This window comes from Alkalicoccus saliphilus, from assembly GCF_003044065.1.
Taxonomy (GTDB): Bacteria; Bacillota; Bacilli; order Bacillales; family Salisediminibacteriaceae; genus Alkalicoccus; species Alkalicoccus saliphilus.
Genome location: NZ_PZJJ01000018.1, coordinates 52,270 through 69,622, shown reverse-complemented (window position 1 = coordinate 69,622; position 17,353 = coordinate 52,270). Strand labels below are relative to the sequence as shown.

Genomic DNA, 17,353 nt, shown 5'->3' with positions numbered 1-17,353 from the left:
AAGATCCCTCAGAGACGATGAGGTAGATAGGTCTCGTGTGGAAGCGTGGCGACACGTGAAGCTGAGAGATACTAATCGATCGAGGGCTTAACCAACAAACAACCGGCGTATCAACAGACCGTGAATCGATTCTTACACGCGTTATCCAGTTTTGAGAGGACAGATCTCTCAAACCGAATCCAGTGACGAAAGCGGAGAGGTCACACCCGTTCCCATGCCGAACACGGAAGTTAAGCTCTCCAGCGCCAATGATAGTTGGGGGCTCTCCCCCTGCAAAAGTAGGACGTCGCTGGGTTACCAGCCGCACGCTGCCATGGGCAGCGTGCTTTTTTTGCATATTCAGAGAACTTCAACGATTATTTACAGCCCCTTTTACTCAAAGAGATTAGTCTTTTATTTTATGTTCGCAGCCATGGGGAGAGAATAAAAAAACAAAAGACAAAAGACAAAAGACAAAAGACAAAAGACAGTCAACTATTCTGAGACAGAATGTGCCTTGAAAAAAATTCTGAATATTCTGTTGAAGGAATATTCCTTTTGTGGTATATTCAATTTATGGAAAAGATATTATCTGCTCTGGCTGAACCAAAACGTACAGCGATTATCGAACTGCTTCGGGACGGCCCTATGACCGTAGGGGAAATAGCTGATAAGCTTCGTATCCCACAGCCTCAGGCGTCAAAACATCTTCGTGTACTGTATGAAGCAGGTCTTGTGAAAATTTATCCGATGGCTAACAGAAGAATTTATGAGCTGGAACCGGACGGACTGCAAAAACTGGATGACTGGCTTGAGACGTTCCGGGAATTATGGGAGCAGAGGCTGGACCGTCTGGAAAGTTATTTAAAAGAAGAGGAAGGGAGGAATACTTAAAACGCAGTAAAGAAGCAGTGGTTTATTTTTTTAGAAGGGAATTCGATTCGGTCTCGGCTGTCAAAGTGCGAAAGGCTTCCCCGGAAAGAGTACAGTTCTTCAGTAAAAAGTTATAAAAGTGCCGGGAGAAATTTGCTTCCATGTGTAACCTGCTGTCTTATTTTAAATGTATATTTAAAAGAAAGGAAGATAAAAAATGAGTGAACAGCTCAGCAGTAAGAATACAAAAAGCTGGGAAAAGGGCCGGAATTTAATTATTGAACGAACTTTCAACGTTTCCAAACAACTGCTTTTTCAAGTTTACTCTTCCTCCAGACATCTGGAGCAATGGTGGGGTCCCCGGGGATGGGAGACAACGAATTATCAATTTGATTTCCAGCCGGAGGGGATATGGCATTACTGTATGAGATGTGTAGATAAAGAACAGGAAGAATATTTCGGTCAGGAAGCCTGGGGGAAAGGTGTTTTTAAAGAAATAGTAGAAAATGAAAAGATTGTTTATACAGACATGTTCTCGGATGAGGAAGGGAATACAGATGACCGCCTTCCCGTGATACTCGTAACGATAACATTTCAAGAGACGGAAACGGGAGCGATGCTGCAGGTACACAGCGAATTTCCGACAGTAGAGGATATGCAGAAGCTGAAAGAAATGGGAATGGTAGAAGGATTCACCTCCCAACTGGATCGTCTGGAAGAATACCTTCATGATGTTTCGTAAAATGCCAACTACAGAGCAGTTCTGCGGGAAAGACGGGTGAAACAGCCTGGTAAGCATGGATGGATCCGGACCTGGATTTGGGTCCGCATGAAGCCGTGTCCCATCCTCTGCAGAACAGCTCTTTTTTTGAACAATTTTTTCTATCCCGGACAGCGGTTCTTCTGAAGATAGGTTATCAAATCCGTGGGATAAATTTCATGATTAATGACGGCTGAGAAGTGGAATAGGTAACAACGGACGATACAGGTCAGGGAAATATTAAAAGCCTCCCTTGTAAATTGCTTGAATCTGCAGATAAATTAGTTATAATGAGAATATAGTCAAATATAGTCAAAGTCAATTATTGTTTGCGAAAATAAATAACCGGCAGGCGACAGTTTTTCTGCAAAGGGAGGGGGATGCGATGCGCAATATTTCGGATGTCATTGAGCAGTATTTAAAGCAGATTATAGAAGGAAATGAAGAAGCTCTTATTGAAGTGAAACGGAGTGAACTGGCGAGTCAGTTTGACTGTGTGCCTTCACAGATTAATTATGTTATCCGTACACGCTTTACAGAGGAAAAAGGATATGTCGTGGAAAGTAAGCGGGGAGGCGGAGGTTATATCCGCATTATTAAAAGAGAACTGGATACACGGCTTGCCGTGTACGATCAGCTGCTCCACCTTATCGGCTCCAGTATGACCCAGCATGCGGCCGAAAGTATGATTGATCGTCTGGAGGAAGAAGAAATTATTACGCTGCGGGAAAGCCGGCTGATGAAATCTGTTATTGACCGGGAAGTACTTTCGGTACCGCTTCCTTCCAGGGATCATTTTCGGGCACGCCTGATGAGTGCCATGCTTAAAACGCTGAAGTATAAAACGTCGCCTGATTAAAGGAGGGATTCACATGCTGTGTCAGGAATGCCAGGAGCGGGAGGCATCCCTTCATTTTACAAAGATTATTAACGGTGAAAAAACTGAATTTCATCTTTGCGATATATGTGCGAAGGATAAAGGAGAAGAGCTTCCGGGGGGGAATAATTTTTCCATCCATAAGCTGCTCTCCGGACTTCTCGACACCGGCCAGGCATTTTCCACCCCCTCTCCGGGTAGAAGGAGGCAGCCGGAAAGAAACGATCTTCAGTGTGAAACGTGCGGTACCACCTACAAACTTTTTGCAGAGCGGGGCCGTTTCGGCTGTGCCGACTGCTATCATTATTTTGATGAAAAACTTGATCCTGTACTGCGGCGTATCCACGGAGGCAATACAGCACACAGCGGCAAAGTTCCCAAAAGAAAAGGCCGTGATATGCACGTGTACAGAGAAATTGAAGAATTGAAATCAGCAATGCAGCGCCAGATTTCTGAGGAGGAATTTGAACAGGCGGCGGAAACCCGGGATAAAATACGCGAACTGGAACATGCGCTGAAAGAGAAGGGAGGAGACGCCTCATGACGCTGAAATCGTTTATGAATGAAGCTCTCAGTCCCTGGATGAAAAACGAAGGACCGGAATCAGATATTGTAATCAGCAGCAGAGTCCGCCTTGCAAGAAATCTGGAAAAGGTGCCTTTTCCGATCGCTGCATCGGAAGAGCAGCTGGAAGATGTAACATACCGGATCGGAGAAGAGTTTACCGGAGATGCCCATCAGGATTTCGGAGAACTTTCGCTCGTTAAGATGGCAGACTTAACAGCAAATGAGAAGCAGGTCCTCGTGGAAAAACATCTCGTCAGTCCGCATTTAACGAGAAAACCGCTGCACAGAGCGGCTCTTTTGAGTAAGGATGAATCATTAAGTGTGATGATTAATGAGGAAGATCATTTCCGTATTCAGTGTCTGCTTTCCGGTTTTCAGCTGGAAGAAGGGCTGCAGCTTGCAGATGCGATGGATGACTGGATGGAGGAAAGCCTGGATTTTGCCTTTGATGAAAGACGGGGATACTTAACGAGCTGTCCGACGAACGTAGGGACAGGGCTCCGGTCTTCTGTCATGATGCATCTGCCGGCTCTCGTCCTGACAAAGCAGCTGAACCGGATTCTTCCGGCCATTAATCAGCTTGGTCTCGTAGTACGGGGGATCTATGGTGAAGGAAGTGAAGCCCAGGGGAATCTGTATCAAATATCCAATCAGAAGACGCTTGGAGCTTCAGAGAGTGATATCGTAAAAGATCTGCGAAGCGTTGTTACGCAGCTGATCGAACACGAACGGACGGCCCGCGAACAGCTTTGGAATGACTCCCGTATGAAACTGGAGGATCGAATATTCCGGTCCTACGGTCTGCTTTCCTACAGCCGGATAATGGAGTCGAAGGAAGCTATGCGCCGGCTGTCCGATGTACGGCTCGGAATTGATATGGGAATTATCGAGAATGTGCCGGCAAAAATTTTGAACGAACTGATGGTGATGACCCAGCCCGGCTTCCTGCAGCAGTATGCAGGAGAAAGTCTGAAACCGGAAGAACGGGATCAGCGCCGGGCTTCTTTGATCAGAGAACGGCTGCATATGGAAAATAACGAAGAATCCCATGACGGAGGTGGCGAATAATATGATGTTTGGACGATTTACAGAGAGAGCCCAGAAAGTACTGGCACTTGCCCAGGAAGAAGCTGCCCGGCTCGGACACAGCAATATAGGAACAGAGCACGTACTTTTAGGTCTGGTGCGCGAAGGAGAAGGCATTGCGGCGAAAGCACTGACAGGTCTTGGCCTTGGAGCTGAAAAAATACAGACGGAAGTAGAGAACCTCATTGGCCGGGGAGATGAAGTAACAAAGCAGATTCACTACACACCACGCGCAAAAAAGGTAATTGAGCTTTCCATGGATGAAGCAAGAAAGCTCGGACATTCCTACGTCGGAACAGAGCACATCCTGCTCGGATTGATCCGCGAAGGAGAAGGAGTGGCTGCCCGCGTACTGAATAACCTTGGTGTAAGCCTGAATAAAGCGCGCCAGCAGGTGCTGCAGCTTCTCGGAAGCAGCGAAAACAACAGTAACAGCCAGCAGCAGGCAGCGGCAGGCGCCGCGAACGCCAGCACACCGACACTGGATGGTCTTGCAAGGGACTTAACGGCGATCGCGAAAGAAGAACAGATTGACCCGGTGATCGGACGCTCGCAGGAAATTGAGCGTGTCATTCAGATTCTGAGCCGTCGCACAAAAAACAACCCGGTACTTATCGGGGAGCCTGGTGTAGGTAAAACAGCTATTGCAGAAGGTCTGGCCCAGCAGATTGTTAATAATGAAGTGCCGGAAATTCTCCGTAACAAGCGGGTGATGACACTCGACATGGGAACAGTCGTTGCCGGTACAAAATACCGCGGGGAATTTGAAGACCGCCTGAAAAAAGTAATGGAGGAAATCCGCCAGGCAGGAAACGTTATTCTCTTTATCGATGAGCTTCATACACTTATCGGTGCCGGAGGAGCGGAAGGTGCGATCGATGCATCCAACATTCTCAAGCCTTCCCTCGCACGCGGTGAACTTCAGTGTATCGGTGCGACGACCCTGGAGGAATACCGGAAGTATATTGAAAAGGATTCTGCACTTGAGCGCCGTTTCCAGCCAATTCAGGTAAACGAGCCAACACCGGATGAATCCGTGCAGATTCTCAGCGGACTTCGTGACCGTTATGAAGCCCATCACCGGGTGACAATTACGGATGAGGCAATCGACGCTGCCGTGAAGCTGTCGGACCGTTATATTTCCGACCGGTTCCTTCCGGATAAGGCCATTGACCTGATTGATGAAGCAGGTTCCAAAGTCCGTCTCCGCTCTTATACGGCACCGCCGAACCTGAAAGAAAAAGAACAGGAATACGAAGAGCTGCGTAAAGAAAAAGATGCGGCAGTGCAGAGTCAGGAATTCGAAAAAGCAGCCTCTCTCCGTGATCAGGAGCAGAAGCTTCGTGAAGAACTTGATGACCTGAAAGACAAATGGAAAGAAAAGCAGGGGCAGGAAGATTCTGAAGTGACACCGGAAGACATTGCTTCGATCGTAGCTACGTGGACAGGTATTCCTGTAAGCAAGCTGGCGGAAGAAGAAACCGACCGCCTTCTCCGCATGGAGGAAATCCTTCACAACCGCGTGATTGGACAGGATGAAGCGGTAACTGCTGTTTCCAAGGCGGTCCGCCGTGCCCGTGCCGGACTGAAAGATCCGAAACGTCCGATCGGCTCCTTTATTTTCCTCGGGCCGACAGGTGTTGGTAAAACAGAGCTTGCCCGTGCAGTGGCAGAATCGCTGTTCGGGGATGAAGATGCGATTGTCCGTATCGACATGTCCGAGTATATGGAAAAGCATACGACAAGCCGTCTCGTTGGTTCCCCTCCGGGCTATGTCGGACACGAAGACGGTGGACAGCTGACGGAGAAAATCCGCCGCAAGCCGTATTCTGTCATTCTCCTGGATGAGATTGAAAAAGCACACCCTGAAGTATTCAACATTCTTCTGCAGGTGCTGGAAGATGGGTTCCTGACTGATTCCAAAGGCCGCCGCGTCGATTTCCGCAACACAGCAATCATTATGACTTCCAACGTCGGAGCAAGCGTTCTCCGTCAGGAAAAAAGTGTCGGCTTTACAGCCCAGCGCGGGGACGAACAATATCAGGATATGAAAGGGAAAGTAATGGGCGAGCTGAAAAAATCCTTCCGTCCTGAATTCCTGAACCGTATTGATGAGATTATTGTCTTCCACTCTCTGGAGAAGAAGCATATCAAACAAATTGTCTCCCTGATGTCTGATCAGCTGAAAAAGCGTCTGAAAGAGCAGGGAATTGAATTTGAACTGACGGAAGCCGCAAAAGCAAAAATTGCTGATGAAGGTTTCGATCCGGAATACGGAGCGCGTCCACTCCGCCGGGCCCTTCAGAAACAGGTGGAGGACCGCCTTTCCGAAGAACTTCTCCGTGGAGCGATTGCTAAAGGGCAGAAAGTGCGTCTTGGTATCCGCGATGGAGAGTATTATGTGAGCAAGGCAGAAGAAACGGTATAAGCTGTCTGATTTTAATAAAGAAAAAGCAGGGAAGCCTCTACAATGAGGCTTCCCTCTTTTATGTCTTCTACACAAAGTGAAAAAGCAGCTCTTCCGGTATTCTGGGAAATTCAGGGGGTCTCATATTAGACACGGTAACAGGAAAACGTCTGCCGAAAATATATTCCTGGAGCAGAATATGCCGCAGGGGGCGGCTCTGCATGCTAAAATAGAAGGATGAGTTTCACGAGAGGAGGAAGAGAAATGGCAAAACAGAAAACAAAATTTGTCTGCCAGGACTGCGGATATGAGTCCATGAAGTGGATGGGCAAGTGTCCAGGATGCCACAGCTGGAATACGCTCGTAGAAGAGATGGAAGCGGCACCGAAGGGAAAAAAACGGCGGGGCTTTTCTACTGGAGAAGGGTCAAGATCTGTTAAACCCGAGCCTATTACAAAAATTGAAAGCAGGGAAGAGGCACGGACGAGCACCCATATTGATGAACTGAACCGCGTACTCGGCGGCGGAGTAGTGCCTGGATCCCTCGTCCTTGTCGGTGGAGACCCGGGGATCGGTAAATCGACGCTTCTTCTTCAAGTATCAGCGATGCTTGCTGCAAATAAAAAAAGGGTACTCTACATATCAGGGGAAGAATCCGTTAAACAGACAAAGCTGCGGGCGGACCGTCTCGGAATTGAAGAGGACGAACTGCTTGTTCTGGCGGAAACGGACGTGGCCGTCATAGAGCGGGTCATTGAAGAAATGCAGCCGGCGCTTGTCATTATCGACTCTATACAGACTGTGCATATGGATGATGTTACGAGTGCTCCGGGAAGTGTTTCCCAGGTGAGGGAATGTACTTCTGCTTTTATGCGTGTTGCAAAAACAAAGGGCATTGCTGTCTTTCTTGTCGGTCATGTGACGAAGCAGGGAGCTATTGCCGGACCGCGTATTCTTGAACATATGGTGGACACGGTGCTTTATTTTGAGGGGGAGCAGCATCATACATTCCGTATCCTCCGGGCAGTAAAAAACCGCTTCGGCTCGACAAATGAAATTGGTATTTTTGAGATGAAGGAAAGCGGCCTGGAAGAAGTACTCAATCCTTCCGAGATCTTTCTTGAAGAGCGATCTGCAGGAGCAGCCGGTTCAGCTGTCGTTGCCTCAATGGAAGGAACGAGAACGGTGCTCGTGGAGATCCAGGCGCTCATTTCCCCGACAAGCTTTGGAAACCCCCGCCGTATGGCGACCGGCATTGATCATAACCGAATTTCTCTCATTATGGCTGTTCTGGAAAAAAGGGTGGGCATGATGCTTCAAAATCAGGATGCCTATATTAAAGTGGCCGGCGGCGTCAAACTGGACGAACCATCTATCGACCTTGCCATTACGGTAGCTATTGCTTCCAGTTTCCGGGATGTGCCAACAGAGCCCGGGGACGTCATTATCGGAGAGGTGGGGCTTACAGGTGAAGTGCGCCGTGTTTCCCGCATTGAACAGCGGGTAATAGAGGCGGCAAAACTTGGTTTTACGCGGGTTATCGTTCCATCAAAAGTGCTGGAAGGCTGGCAGGCACCGGACGGCATCGAGGTTGTCGGCGTGCAGACAGTAAGTGAAGCACTGGAAATAACGTTAGGAGGGAAGACACGTGGAACACCATCGTTCGAACTATGATGACAATTTCATTAATGAGGTACTGCAGCTTGTCTCACCGGGAACCCCGCTCCGGGAAGGCATCGATAACGTTTTGAGAGCGGGAACCGGCGGACTGATCGTTCTCGGGTACAACAATGAAATGATGAATATCGTTAACGGAGGTTTCTTTATCAATACCGATTTTTCCCCGGCTTACTTGTATGAGCTGGCCAAAATGGACGGGGCGATCATTCTAAGTGAGGATGGCAGCCGGATTCTTTATGCAAATACGCAGCTCGTACCGGAAAACTCCATCGATTCCACAGAAACAGGGATCCGTCACAGAACTGCCCAGCGTGTAGCCAGACAGACGGGTAATCTCGTCATTTCCATTTCCCAGCGCAGAAATGTCATTACGCTTTACCAGGGGCAGTACCGCTACGCCCTGAAGGATATCGGCGTCATTTTGACAAAGGCAAATCAGGCCATTCAAACATTGGAAAAATACCAGGCCGTGCTGGATCAGAGCATTACAAACCTTGGAGCGCTGGAATTTGAAGAACTCGTAACGTTTCAGGAAGTATCCCAGGTGATGCACCGGATTGAAATGGTCCTCCGGATTAAGGGAGAGATTTTAAACTATGTGAATGAACTCGGAGACGAAGGACGCCTGATTTCCATGCAGCTGGAGGAGCTTGTAATGAATACGGAGCAGGAAGCCCTTCTTCTGATTAAGGATTATATGAAAGAAGAAGATCAGAGTCCAAAGGATACGCTCCGAAAACTGAAGCGGCTTTCCAATGAAGAACTGCTCGACGATAATGTTATCGTGAAACTTCTCGGGTACGGAAAAATTACGAACTTGTCAGAATACGGTCTGCACCCGCGGGGATACCGTATATTGAATAAAATTCCACGGCTTCCTGTCATGGTGGTAGACAACCTCGTCCGCGAATTCGGCGAACTTTCCCGTATCACAAGAGCTTCCACTCAGGAACTGGATGAAGTCGAGGGTATCGGGGAAGCACGTGCCAAAAAAATCAAGGACGGGCTGACAAGAATTCAGGAGCAGCTGTTTATCGACAGACATATTTAACCGGGAAAACCCAGTTGACACTGATTGTATGGAAAGGTAAAATGGAAGATTACTCAAATTGACAGACAATTCTGACGGTGGTAAAGTAATACCAGGAATATGTAACTTTTTGTGAATTAATACCTGGTGCAGTCACTTAAAGCGAATTTAGCTATATTAAAAAGAAGGAGGTGACGGAAATGCTGCATAAGATCGTACAGATGGTAATTCTTTTCATTGGAGGAACCATCGGATATTTATTCCTGCCGGACGTTCTGCAGGCGCTGCCTGTTAATAATATGCCGGAGTGGCTGACGAATGAATTTGCCGGAGCCGTGCTTGGTGCAATTATATTATTTTTCCTACTTTTCTGGTTTACGGACAATATCGTCGGCTTTATCCGCTACGTGGAAGAATCCATTATGAAATATCCCGCCACGGATCTGATTTTTGGAACGATCGGTCTGCTGATCGGGCTCGGACTGGCTTCACTGATCACTGTGGCGCTGATGAGTATGGAAATACCGATAGTCAGCTCCATTCTCCCGGTGCTCCTCACATTGTTTTTCGGATATCTCGGTTTCCGGGTTGGTTTCCAAAAACGGGATGAACTGATGAACCTGTTTCCCGGCGGCCGGAGCCAGAATAAAAACGAGAAAAAAGAAGAGCCCGCAGAGCCGGCACGAAAAAACGAAGCGAAACTGAAAATTCTCGATACGAGTGTAATCATTGACGGAAGAATAGCAGATATATGCCAGAGCGGCTTTATCGAAGGTACGCTGATCATTCCGGAGTTTGTGCTGGAAGAGCTGCAGCATATTGCTGATTCTTCGGATGCGCTGAAAAGAAACCGGGGGCGTCGGGGGCTGGATATTTTGAATAAAATCCAGAAAGAACTCGATGTGGACGTGGAAATTTACGAAGGAGACTTTGAAGATATACAGGAAGTCGACAGCAAACTCGTTAAACTGGCGAAGGTAATGAACGGTTTTGTAGTCACAAACGATTTCAATTTGAATAAAGTATGTGATCTGCAAGGAGTGGCAGTTCTGAACATCAATGACCTTGCCAACGCCGTGAAACCGGTTGTTCTTCCTGGAGAAGAGATGCCGGTACAGGTTATTAAGGATGGTAAAGAGCAGAATCAGGGGATCGGTTATCTCGATGACGGCACGATGATCGTTGTGGAGGAAGGCAGCAGTCAGATCGGCAAGACGATTGAAGTTGTCGTGACAAGTGTCCTTCAGACTTCTGCCGGGCGGATGATCTTTGCTAAACCGAAAGCACTGGAGAAAGCTCAATAATTTAAAAAGGACGATGGGTATGTCTAGTTATCAGACCGTACTGCTTGCGGCCGGGCAGGGGAAAAGAATGCAGGCCGGACGCAATAAGCAGTTTTTAACGATTGCCGGAACTCCTCTTCTTATTCACACGCTTCGTGTGTTTGAAGAGGATTCGTTCTGTCAGGCAGTCGTACTTGTAGCCAATGATAAAGAAACAGAAGAAATCCGTGCCCTTCTTCAGGAATGGGGGCTCGGTAAAAAAACATCGATCGTTTCCGGTGGAAAAGAGCGTCAGGACAGTGTTTCCTGCGGATTGAAGGCGCTTTTGGAAAACGGAGCCGGTGGAGAAGAAACTGTACTTATTCATGACGCAGCACGGCCGTTTGTTACAAAAGATAAGCTTCGGCAGCTCGCAGAAGAAGCTGCATCTTCCGGGGCGGCTATCCTTGCAGTACGTGTAAAAGATACAGTAAAGGAAGTAACCGGCGGCACGATAACAAAAACAGTAGACCGCTCCAGACTGTGGGCTGCCCAGACACCTCAGGCGTTTTCTTTTGAGGTGATTGCTTCGGCCCATAGAAAAGCGGAAGAAAATGACTATCTTGGGACAGATGATGCCAGCCTGGTTGAATATACAGGCGGAGCCGTTACAATAGTAGAAGGAACGTACGAAAATTTTAAAGTAACGACACCGGAAGATATGATGTTTGCAGAAGCAGTCGTCAGAAGCCGGCAGGAGGGAGAACGCAAATGAAGATTGGACAGGGATTCGACGTGCACCAGCTTGCGGAAGGAAGACCGCTGATTTTAGGTGGTATTGAAATACCTCATGACCGGGGACTGCTCGGACATTCAGACGCGGACGTGCTGCTTCATACAATTGCAGATGCAGCTCTCGGCGCAGTTGGAGAAGGAGATATCGGACGGCATTTTCCGGATACTTCCCCCGAATTTAAAGATGCTGATTCCGCGGAGCTTCTTTCCCACGTGTGGAAGATAGTTGATGAAAAAGGGTACCGCCTCGGCAATGTGGACTGTACGATCATGGCCCAGAATCCGAAAATGGCTCCATACATTCAGGCAATGCGGGAGCGGATTGCCGGGCTCCTTCATGCGGATATTAAGCAGGTAAATATTAAAGCAACAACGACAGAGAAGCTTGGATTTACCGGGCGGGAGGAAGGAATTGCTTCCCAGGCAGTCCTTCTTCTGAAAGAAAAATCATAAAAACATTTAAGAAGCTGCCCCGGCAGTGATAAAATAGACGAAGATTTTACAGCGAGGAAGGTGTCATACTATGACAGAAGATATTCGAGTCCGGTTCGCCCCGAGTCCCACGGGACATCTGCATATCGGTGGAGCGCGTGCCGCATTGTTTAATTATTTATTTGCCCGCCATCACGGTGGTACGTTTGTGGTCCGCATCGAAGATACCGATCAGGCAAGAAATGTGGACCTGGCGACAGAAAAGCTGCTTGAAAGCCTGAAATGGCTCGGCCTGGACTGGGACGAAAGCGTAGATAAGGGAGGGCCTTATGCTCCTTACAAAAGCATGGAAAGACTTGATACGTATCAAAAGTACGTGGATCAGCTGCTTGCTGAGGGGAAGGCCTACCACTGCTACATGACGACGGAAGAACTTGAAAAAGAACGGGAAGAACAGCGCGCACGCGGAGAAACACCGATGTACAGCGGACGTGACCGCAACCTTACCGAAGACGAGAAAAAAGCCTACGAAGCCGAAGGACGAAAGCCGGTTGTACGTTTTCTTGTACCAAAGGGAAAAGACATCCACGTCCAGGACGAAGTAAGGGGCGACGTAACCTTCGAGTCGGACGGTATTGGTGATTTTGTTATCGTGCGTCAGGACGGCATCCCGACATATAACTTCGCTGTGGTTATTGATGATCATCTGATGAAAATCAGCCACGTTATCCGCGGAGAAGAGCATCTCTCCAACACGCCGCGCCAGGTACTTTTATATGAAGCGCTCGGTTATGAGGCCCCGGTCTTCGGCCACGCTTCGCTCATTCTGAATGAAGACCGCCAGAAAATGAGCAAGCGGGACGAAACGATTATCCAGTTTGTGGAGCAGTACCGGGAACTGGGGTACCTTCCGGAAGCTATTGTAAACTTTATTGCCCTTCTCGGATGGTCCCCAGGCGGTGAGCAGGAACTGATGACACTTAAAGAGCTGGAGCAGGAATTCCGTCTGGACCGGGTCATTAAAGCACCGGCGGTATTTGATACGCAGAAACTGGAATGGATGAACAACCAGTACATGAAAGCAGCCGATGAAGACCGGGTCGTCTGGCTTGCTCTTCCCCACCTTGTAAAAGCGGGACGCCTCCCGGAAAGAATGACAGAAGAACAGCGGCAGTGGGCCTATGATCTGATCGTACTGCATCAGGAAAAGATGAGCTACGGTGCACAGATTGTGGAGTTGACAGAGTTGTTCTTCAAACAGGAAATCGATTATAATGAAGAGGCACAGGCCGTCCTGAATGAGGAGCAGGTACCGGAAGTTCTTGCAGCTTTCCGGGATAAGCTTCTGAATCTGGACACGTGGACTACCGATGACATTAAGCAGTCGCTTAAAGCTGTCCAGAAAGAAACCGGCCATAAAGGGAAAAAGCTTTTCATGCCGGTAAGGATAGCCGTAACAGGGCAGATGCACGGCCCGGACCTGCAGAAGACAATTATCCTTCTGGGAAAAAATGTCGTCATCAAGCGGCTGGAGCAGCTGCTTGCCTCATAATTTAAAGTAGACCGGTATCGGAAGAAGTAGCCAGTATTCCCATCCCAGAGAGAGCCGCCGCGGCTGGAAGCGGCTCATGCGGAAACAGGCGAAATGCACCCGGAAGCACGTCCGGTCACAGTTGTTAAAGCGGGATGCAGCTGAAGCATCCAAACAGAGTGGAACCGCGCTGTCAGGCGTCTCTGTGTCCAAAAGGCACAGAGACGCTTTTTTATCTTCTATAATTAAGAAGATAGCCGAGAGGAGGTACTTATATGTTAAAAACACTGAAAAATGATGTAGATGTTGTACTGGAACGAGATCCTGCAGCAAGAAACCGGCTGGAAGTCATTATGACCTACTCCGGAGTACACGCCGTCTGGGCCCACCGCCTGGCTCATTCTCTCTGGAAAAAGCGTCTGTACTTTCCGGCGAGATTCCTTTCTCAGGTGAGCCGTTTTTTTACAGGAATCGAAATTCATCCCGGCGCCCGGATAGGGGAACGACTTTTTATTGATCACGGGATGGGCGTCGTTATCGGAGAAACGTGTGAAATCGGTGACTGTGTCACTATCTTTCAGGGAGTAACCCTTGGAGGAACCGGGAAGGAAAAAGGGAAACGCCACCCGACGCTGGAAGACCATGTGCTCGTTGCCTCCGGTGCAAAGGTGCTCGGTTCTATGCGGATCGGCAGGAATTCCCGGATCGGGGCCGGCTCGGTCGTTCTTAAAGAGGTGCCTCCGAATTCGACGGTCGTAGGCATACCAGGCCGCATCGTCGTTCAGGACGGAGTGAAAGTTGGAGACAACCTGGATCATATTAACCTGCCGGACCCTGTCGCCGACAAATTTCAGCAGCTGGAAAAAGATCTTATCCACTTGAAACGTGACGTAAAAGAAATGCGTGAAAAGCAAAAAGAGAAGGAAAAAGGGAAGGTGTAGCTCAGGTATGACTATTCAGCTTTACAATACACTTACAAGACAGAAGGAAACGTTTAAGCCCATGGAAGAGGGCAGGGTAAAAATGTACGTCTGCGGTCCGACTGTCTACAATTATATTCATATCGGCAATGCCCGTCCGGCAGTTGTATTTGACATGGTCAGGCGGTATTTGGAATACCGTGGATACGACGTTACGTATATTTCCAACTTTACAGACGTCGATGACAAAATCATTAAAGCCGCGGAAGAGATGGGGGAAGACGTGATGGCTGTTGCGGAACGGTTTATCGAAGCCTATCACAATGATACCGGAGCTCTCGGCGTCCAGCAGGCTGATCTTCATCCCCGCGTAACGGATACGATGACGGAAATTATCGATTTTATTTCCCGGCTGATAGAGAAGGACTATGCGTACGAATCCCAGGGAGATGTATACTTCCGGACTAGACGCTTTGAAGGCTACGGCAAACTGTCCCACCAGTCGGTCGACGACCTGCAGGCAGGAGCCCGTGTGGATATAGGAGATAAAAAAGAAGATCCGCTTGATTTTGTACTTTGGAAAGCAGCGAAAGAAGGCGAAATTTCCTGGGACAGCCCCTGGGGCAAGGGCCGCCCTGGATGGCACATCGAATGCTCGGCAATGGTAAAGAAATACCTTGGGGACACTATCGACATTCACGCCGGCGGTCAGGATTTGTCGTTTCCGCATCATGAAAACGAAATTGCCCAGTCGGAAGCATTAAACGAAAAGCAGATGGCCAACTACTGGATCCATAACGGCTATATTAATATTGACAATGAAAAAATGTCGAAATCACTTGGGAATTTCATTCTCGTCCATGATATTATCCGGCAGTTTGATCCGGAAGTAGTCCGGTTTTTTATTGTGAATGCCCACTACCGCAGCCCGATCAACTTCAGCGATGAGCAGCTGGCCAGTGCCAAAAGCAGCCTGGAGCGCATTAAAACAACATATAAGAACCTGCACGAACGCAGAAAAGAAACTGCTGATCTCGGTCTGGAAAAAGACAAATGGATGAAAATTATTAAAGAGCACGAGGAACGTTTTACCGCAAGCATGGATGATGATTTCAACAGCGCCAACGCGGTAGCTGCGATGTTTGATCTCGTACGGCAGGCGAATATTTATTTAAACGAAAACCATACGAGAGAAGACGTGCTTGAAGCTTTCGTGAAGCAGTTTGAAGATATGGCCTTCGTTCTCGGCATGACGCTTAAAATCGACGAGGAAATTCTCGATGAAGAAGTAGAGAACCTGATTGAAGAACGGATTCAGGCCAGAAAAAACAGGGAATTTCAAAGAGCTGATGATATCCGGGATGAATTAAAGCGCCGGAATATTCTATTGGAAGACACTCCGCAGGGTACGCGCTGGAAGCGGGGGGAAGCCGATGAAGCTGAATGAAAACGTTCAGGAGCCGGAACAGCTGAGCGGACTGACCCTCGCTTACATGGGGGACGGAGTTTTTGAAATGTACGTGCGTTTCCGTCTGATCGCCCGCGGCGGGGTGCGTCCTCATAAACTGCACCGGGAGGCAAAGCGTTACGTATCGGCGAAAGCCCAGTCCAAAATTTTAAAGAAGTTCCAGGAAGACGGCGTACTGTCAGACGAAGAACTTTCTGTCGTCCGGCGGGGAAGAAATGCGAAGTCCGGTACCATTCCTAAAAACACGGACCGGGCAACCTACCAGAACAGTACAGCTTTTGAAGCGCTGATAGGTCTGCTGTATCTTACCGGCCAGCAGGGACGTCTGGATGAAATCGTACAAAAAGCATTCGACGTGGTCGAAGAAAAGGAGGTATCCCGTGGCTGAATCAGAAGATTATGTAGCAGGGAAAAATCCGGTGATAGAAGCACTGAAAGGAGAACGGACAGTTCATAAAGTGCTCATAGCCGAAGGAACAACGAAGGGGCAGGTGCAGCAGGTAATGAAGCTGTGCCGTGATAAAAAAGTACAGGTGCAGAATGTTCCGAAGAAAAAACTCGACCAAATAGCAGGTGCACACCACCAGGGGGTCCTCGCCTATATCGCGGCGTTTGAATATGCAGAGGTGGATGAGCTTTTCGATCGTGCAGAAGCGAGAGGGGAGCTGCCGTTTATTCTGATTCTCGATGAACTGGAAGACCCGCACAATCTGGGAAGCATTCTCCGTACAGCGGATGCTTCGGGGGCGCACGGCGTGATTATCCCGAAAAGACGATCTGTCAGCCTGACGGCTACTGTTGCAAAAGCATCTGCAGGAGCGATAGAATACGTGCCGGTTGCGCGGGTGACAAACATTGCTAAGACGATGGATGAGCTGAAGGACCGGGGACTCTGGTTTGTCGGAACTGATGCCAAAGGAAGCCAGGATTACCGGGAAGTGGACTTTGATATGCCGACAGGAATCGTCATAGGCAGCGAAGGAAAGGGAATGAGCCGTCTCGTACGCGAAAAGTGTGACTTCCTCGTACAGATCCCTCTGCTCGGAAAAGTAACTTCCCTGAATGCTTCCGTTGCCGCATCTCTTTTAATGTATGAAGTGTACCGCCGCCGCTCTCCGCTTTCAGAGGGTGGACGATGAAACGTCTGCTTTTTGTAGACGGCTATAATATTATAGGCGACTGGCCGGAGCTGAAGGCCCTCCAGGAAAAAGACCTGGAGGGAGCGCGGGATATGCTCATCGAAAAAATGGCGGAATATCAGGCTTACACAGGTGTCGAAGTTACGCTTGTTTTCGATGCCCATATGGTTCCCGGGCTTGGGAAAAAATACCGCCAGTACGAACTCGGTATTATATATACGAAGGAAAAAGAAACTGCCGATGAATGCATAGAAAAACTCGTTAACGAAACGAAGCGGGTGGACCGCCAGATTTACGTAGCAACCTCTGATTTTATGGAACAGAGAGTCATTTTCGCAAGCGGGGCCTACCGGAAATCAGCGCGGGAACTGCGGACAGAGATGGAGCAGATAGAACAGGGAATACGGGTCGATGTGGAAAAAACAAAAACGATGAAAGCACGGACGAAACTTCCTATCGATAAAGAAATGGCAGAACTTTTTGAAAAATGGCGCCGGGGAAAGCGTTAACTGGTTGCGATTTCCTTTTTTATCAAGTATACTGATGA

Annotated in this window: 17 protein-coding genes and 2 rRNA genes; all 19 read left to right on the top strand. The window is 48.5% G+C overall.

The window, feature by feature from the left end:
- Nucleotides 1-95: ribosomal RNA gene (locus C6Y45_RS11420) — 23S ribosomal RNA — on the top strand; the annotation flags it as partial.
- Nucleotides 96-178: 83 nt separating this feature from the next.
- A 5S ribosomal RNA gene (gene rrf, locus C6Y45_RS11415) occupies nucleotides 179-295 on the top strand.
- A gap of 260 nt (nucleotides 296-555) precedes the next feature.
- Nucleotides 556-873 (top strand): ArsR/SmtB family transcription factor, encoded by a 318-nt coding sequence (locus C6Y45_RS11410; protein WP_107585354.1) that lies wholly within the window; start codon nucleotides 556-558, stop codon nucleotides 871-873.
- A gap of 196 nt (nucleotides 874-1,069) precedes the next feature.
- On the top strand, nucleotides 1,070-1,594 hold the full coding sequence (locus C6Y45_RS11405; RefSeq protein ID WP_107585350.1) for an SRPBCC family protein: 525 nt from the start codon (nucleotides 1,070-1,072) through the stop codon (nucleotides 1,592-1,594).
- Between the two features lie 403 nt (nucleotides 1,595-1,997).
- Complete coding sequence (locus tag C6Y45_RS11400; protein ID WP_107585349.1) at nucleotides 1,998-2,471, top strand: CtsR family transcriptional regulator; 474 nt, start codon at nucleotides 1,998-2,000, stop codon at nucleotides 2,469-2,471.
- 13 nt (nucleotides 2,472-2,484) lie between these two features.
- Nucleotides 2,485-3,033 (top strand): protein-arginine kinase activator protein McsA, encoded by a 549-nt coding sequence (mcsA, locus tag C6Y45_RS11395; RefSeq protein WP_107585348.1) that lies wholly within the window; start codon nucleotides 2,485-2,487, stop codon nucleotides 3,031-3,033.
- On the top strand, nucleotides 3,030-4,124 hold the full coding sequence (gene mcsB, locus C6Y45_RS11390; protein ID WP_107585347.1) for a protein-arginine kinase McsB: 1,095 nt from the start codon (nucleotides 3,030-3,032) through the stop codon (nucleotides 4,122-4,124). Before mcsA ends, mcsB begins: the two co-directional genes overlap by 4 nt.
- A gap of 1 nt (nucleotide 4,125) precedes the next feature.
- Nucleotides 4,126-6,570 (top strand): ATP-dependent protease ATP-binding subunit ClpC, encoded by a 2,445-nt coding sequence (clpC, locus tag C6Y45_RS11385; protein WP_107585346.1) that lies wholly within the window; start codon nucleotides 4,126-4,128, stop codon nucleotides 6,568-6,570.
- Nucleotides 6,571-6,813: 243 nt separating this feature from the next.
- Entirely contained in the window at nucleotides 6,814-8,223 is a 1,410-nt protein-coding gene (radA, locus tag C6Y45_RS11380; protein ID WP_107585345.1) for a DNA repair protein RadA, read from the top strand.
- The gene (gene disA, locus C6Y45_RS11375) at nucleotides 8,198-9,280 is read left to right on the top strand and encodes a DNA integrity scanning diadenylate cyclase DisA (RefSeq protein WP_107585344.1); all 1,083 of its coding nucleotides are present in this window, start codon (nucleotides 8,198-8,200) and stop codon (nucleotides 9,278-9,280) included. The genes radA and disA overlap by 26 nt, the downstream gene beginning before the upstream one ends.
- Before the next feature lie 179 nt (nucleotides 9,281-9,459).
- Nucleotides 9,460-10,563, top strand: coding sequence for a PIN/TRAM domain-containing protein (locus C6Y45_RS11370; protein ID WP_107585343.1), 1,104 nt, complete (start codon nucleotides 9,460-9,462; stop codon nucleotides 10,561-10,563).
- A gap of 19 nt (nucleotides 10,564-10,582) precedes the next feature.
- Nucleotides 10,583-11,296 (top strand): 2-C-methyl-D-erythritol 4-phosphate cytidylyltransferase, encoded by a 714-nt coding sequence (ispD, locus tag C6Y45_RS11365; protein ID WP_107585342.1) that lies wholly within the window; start codon nucleotides 10,583-10,585, stop codon nucleotides 11,294-11,296.
- Nucleotides 11,293-11,769 (top strand): 2-C-methyl-D-erythritol 2,4-cyclodiphosphate synthase, encoded by a 477-nt coding sequence (gene ispF / locus C6Y45_RS11360; RefSeq protein ID WP_107585341.1) that lies wholly within the window; start codon nucleotides 11,293-11,295, stop codon nucleotides 11,767-11,769. The genes ispD and ispF overlap by 4 nt, the downstream gene beginning before the upstream one ends.
- A 70-nt stretch (nucleotides 11,770-11,839) precedes the next feature.
- Nucleotides 11,840-13,300, top strand: a complete 1,461-nt coding sequence (gene gltX, locus C6Y45_RS11355; protein ID WP_107585340.1) for a glutamate--tRNA ligase — start codon at nucleotides 11,840-11,842, stop codon at nucleotides 13,298-13,300.
- 254 nt (nucleotides 13,301-13,554) lie between these two features.
- Nucleotides 13,555-14,220 carry a serine O-acetyltransferase EpsC gene (gene epsC, locus C6Y45_RS11350; RefSeq protein WP_107585339.1) on the top strand — a complete coding sequence of 222 codons (666 nt, stop codon included), beginning with the start codon at nucleotides 13,555-13,557 and terminating at the stop codon, nucleotides 14,218-14,220.
- 7 nt (nucleotides 14,221-14,227) lie between these two features.
- Nucleotides 14,228-15,646 carry a cysteine--tRNA ligase gene (gene cysS / locus C6Y45_RS11345; protein ID WP_107585338.1) on the top strand — a complete coding sequence of 473 codons (1,419 nt, stop codon included), beginning with the start codon at nucleotides 14,228-14,230 and terminating at the stop codon, nucleotides 15,644-15,646.
- The gene (locus C6Y45_RS11340) at nucleotides 15,633-16,055 is read left to right on the top strand and encodes a Mini-ribonuclease 3 (protein WP_107585337.1); all 423 of its coding nucleotides are present in this window, start codon (nucleotides 15,633-15,635) and stop codon (nucleotides 16,053-16,055) included. The genes cysS and C6Y45_RS11340 overlap by 14 nt, the downstream gene beginning before the upstream one ends.
- Complete coding sequence (rlmB, locus tag C6Y45_RS11335; protein ID WP_245922647.1) at nucleotides 16,048-16,806, top strand: 23S rRNA (guanosine(2251)-2'-O)-methyltransferase RlmB; 759 nt, start codon at nucleotides 16,048-16,050, stop codon at nucleotides 16,804-16,806. The genes C6Y45_RS11340 and rlmB overlap by 8 nt, the downstream gene beginning before the upstream one ends.
- Nucleotides 16,803-17,315 (top strand): NYN domain-containing protein, encoded by a 513-nt coding sequence (locus tag C6Y45_RS11330; protein ID WP_107585335.1) that lies wholly within the window; start codon nucleotides 16,803-16,805, stop codon nucleotides 17,313-17,315. Before rlmB ends, C6Y45_RS11330 begins: the two co-directional genes overlap by 4 nt.
- Nucleotides 17,316-17,353: the final 38 nt, after the last annotated feature.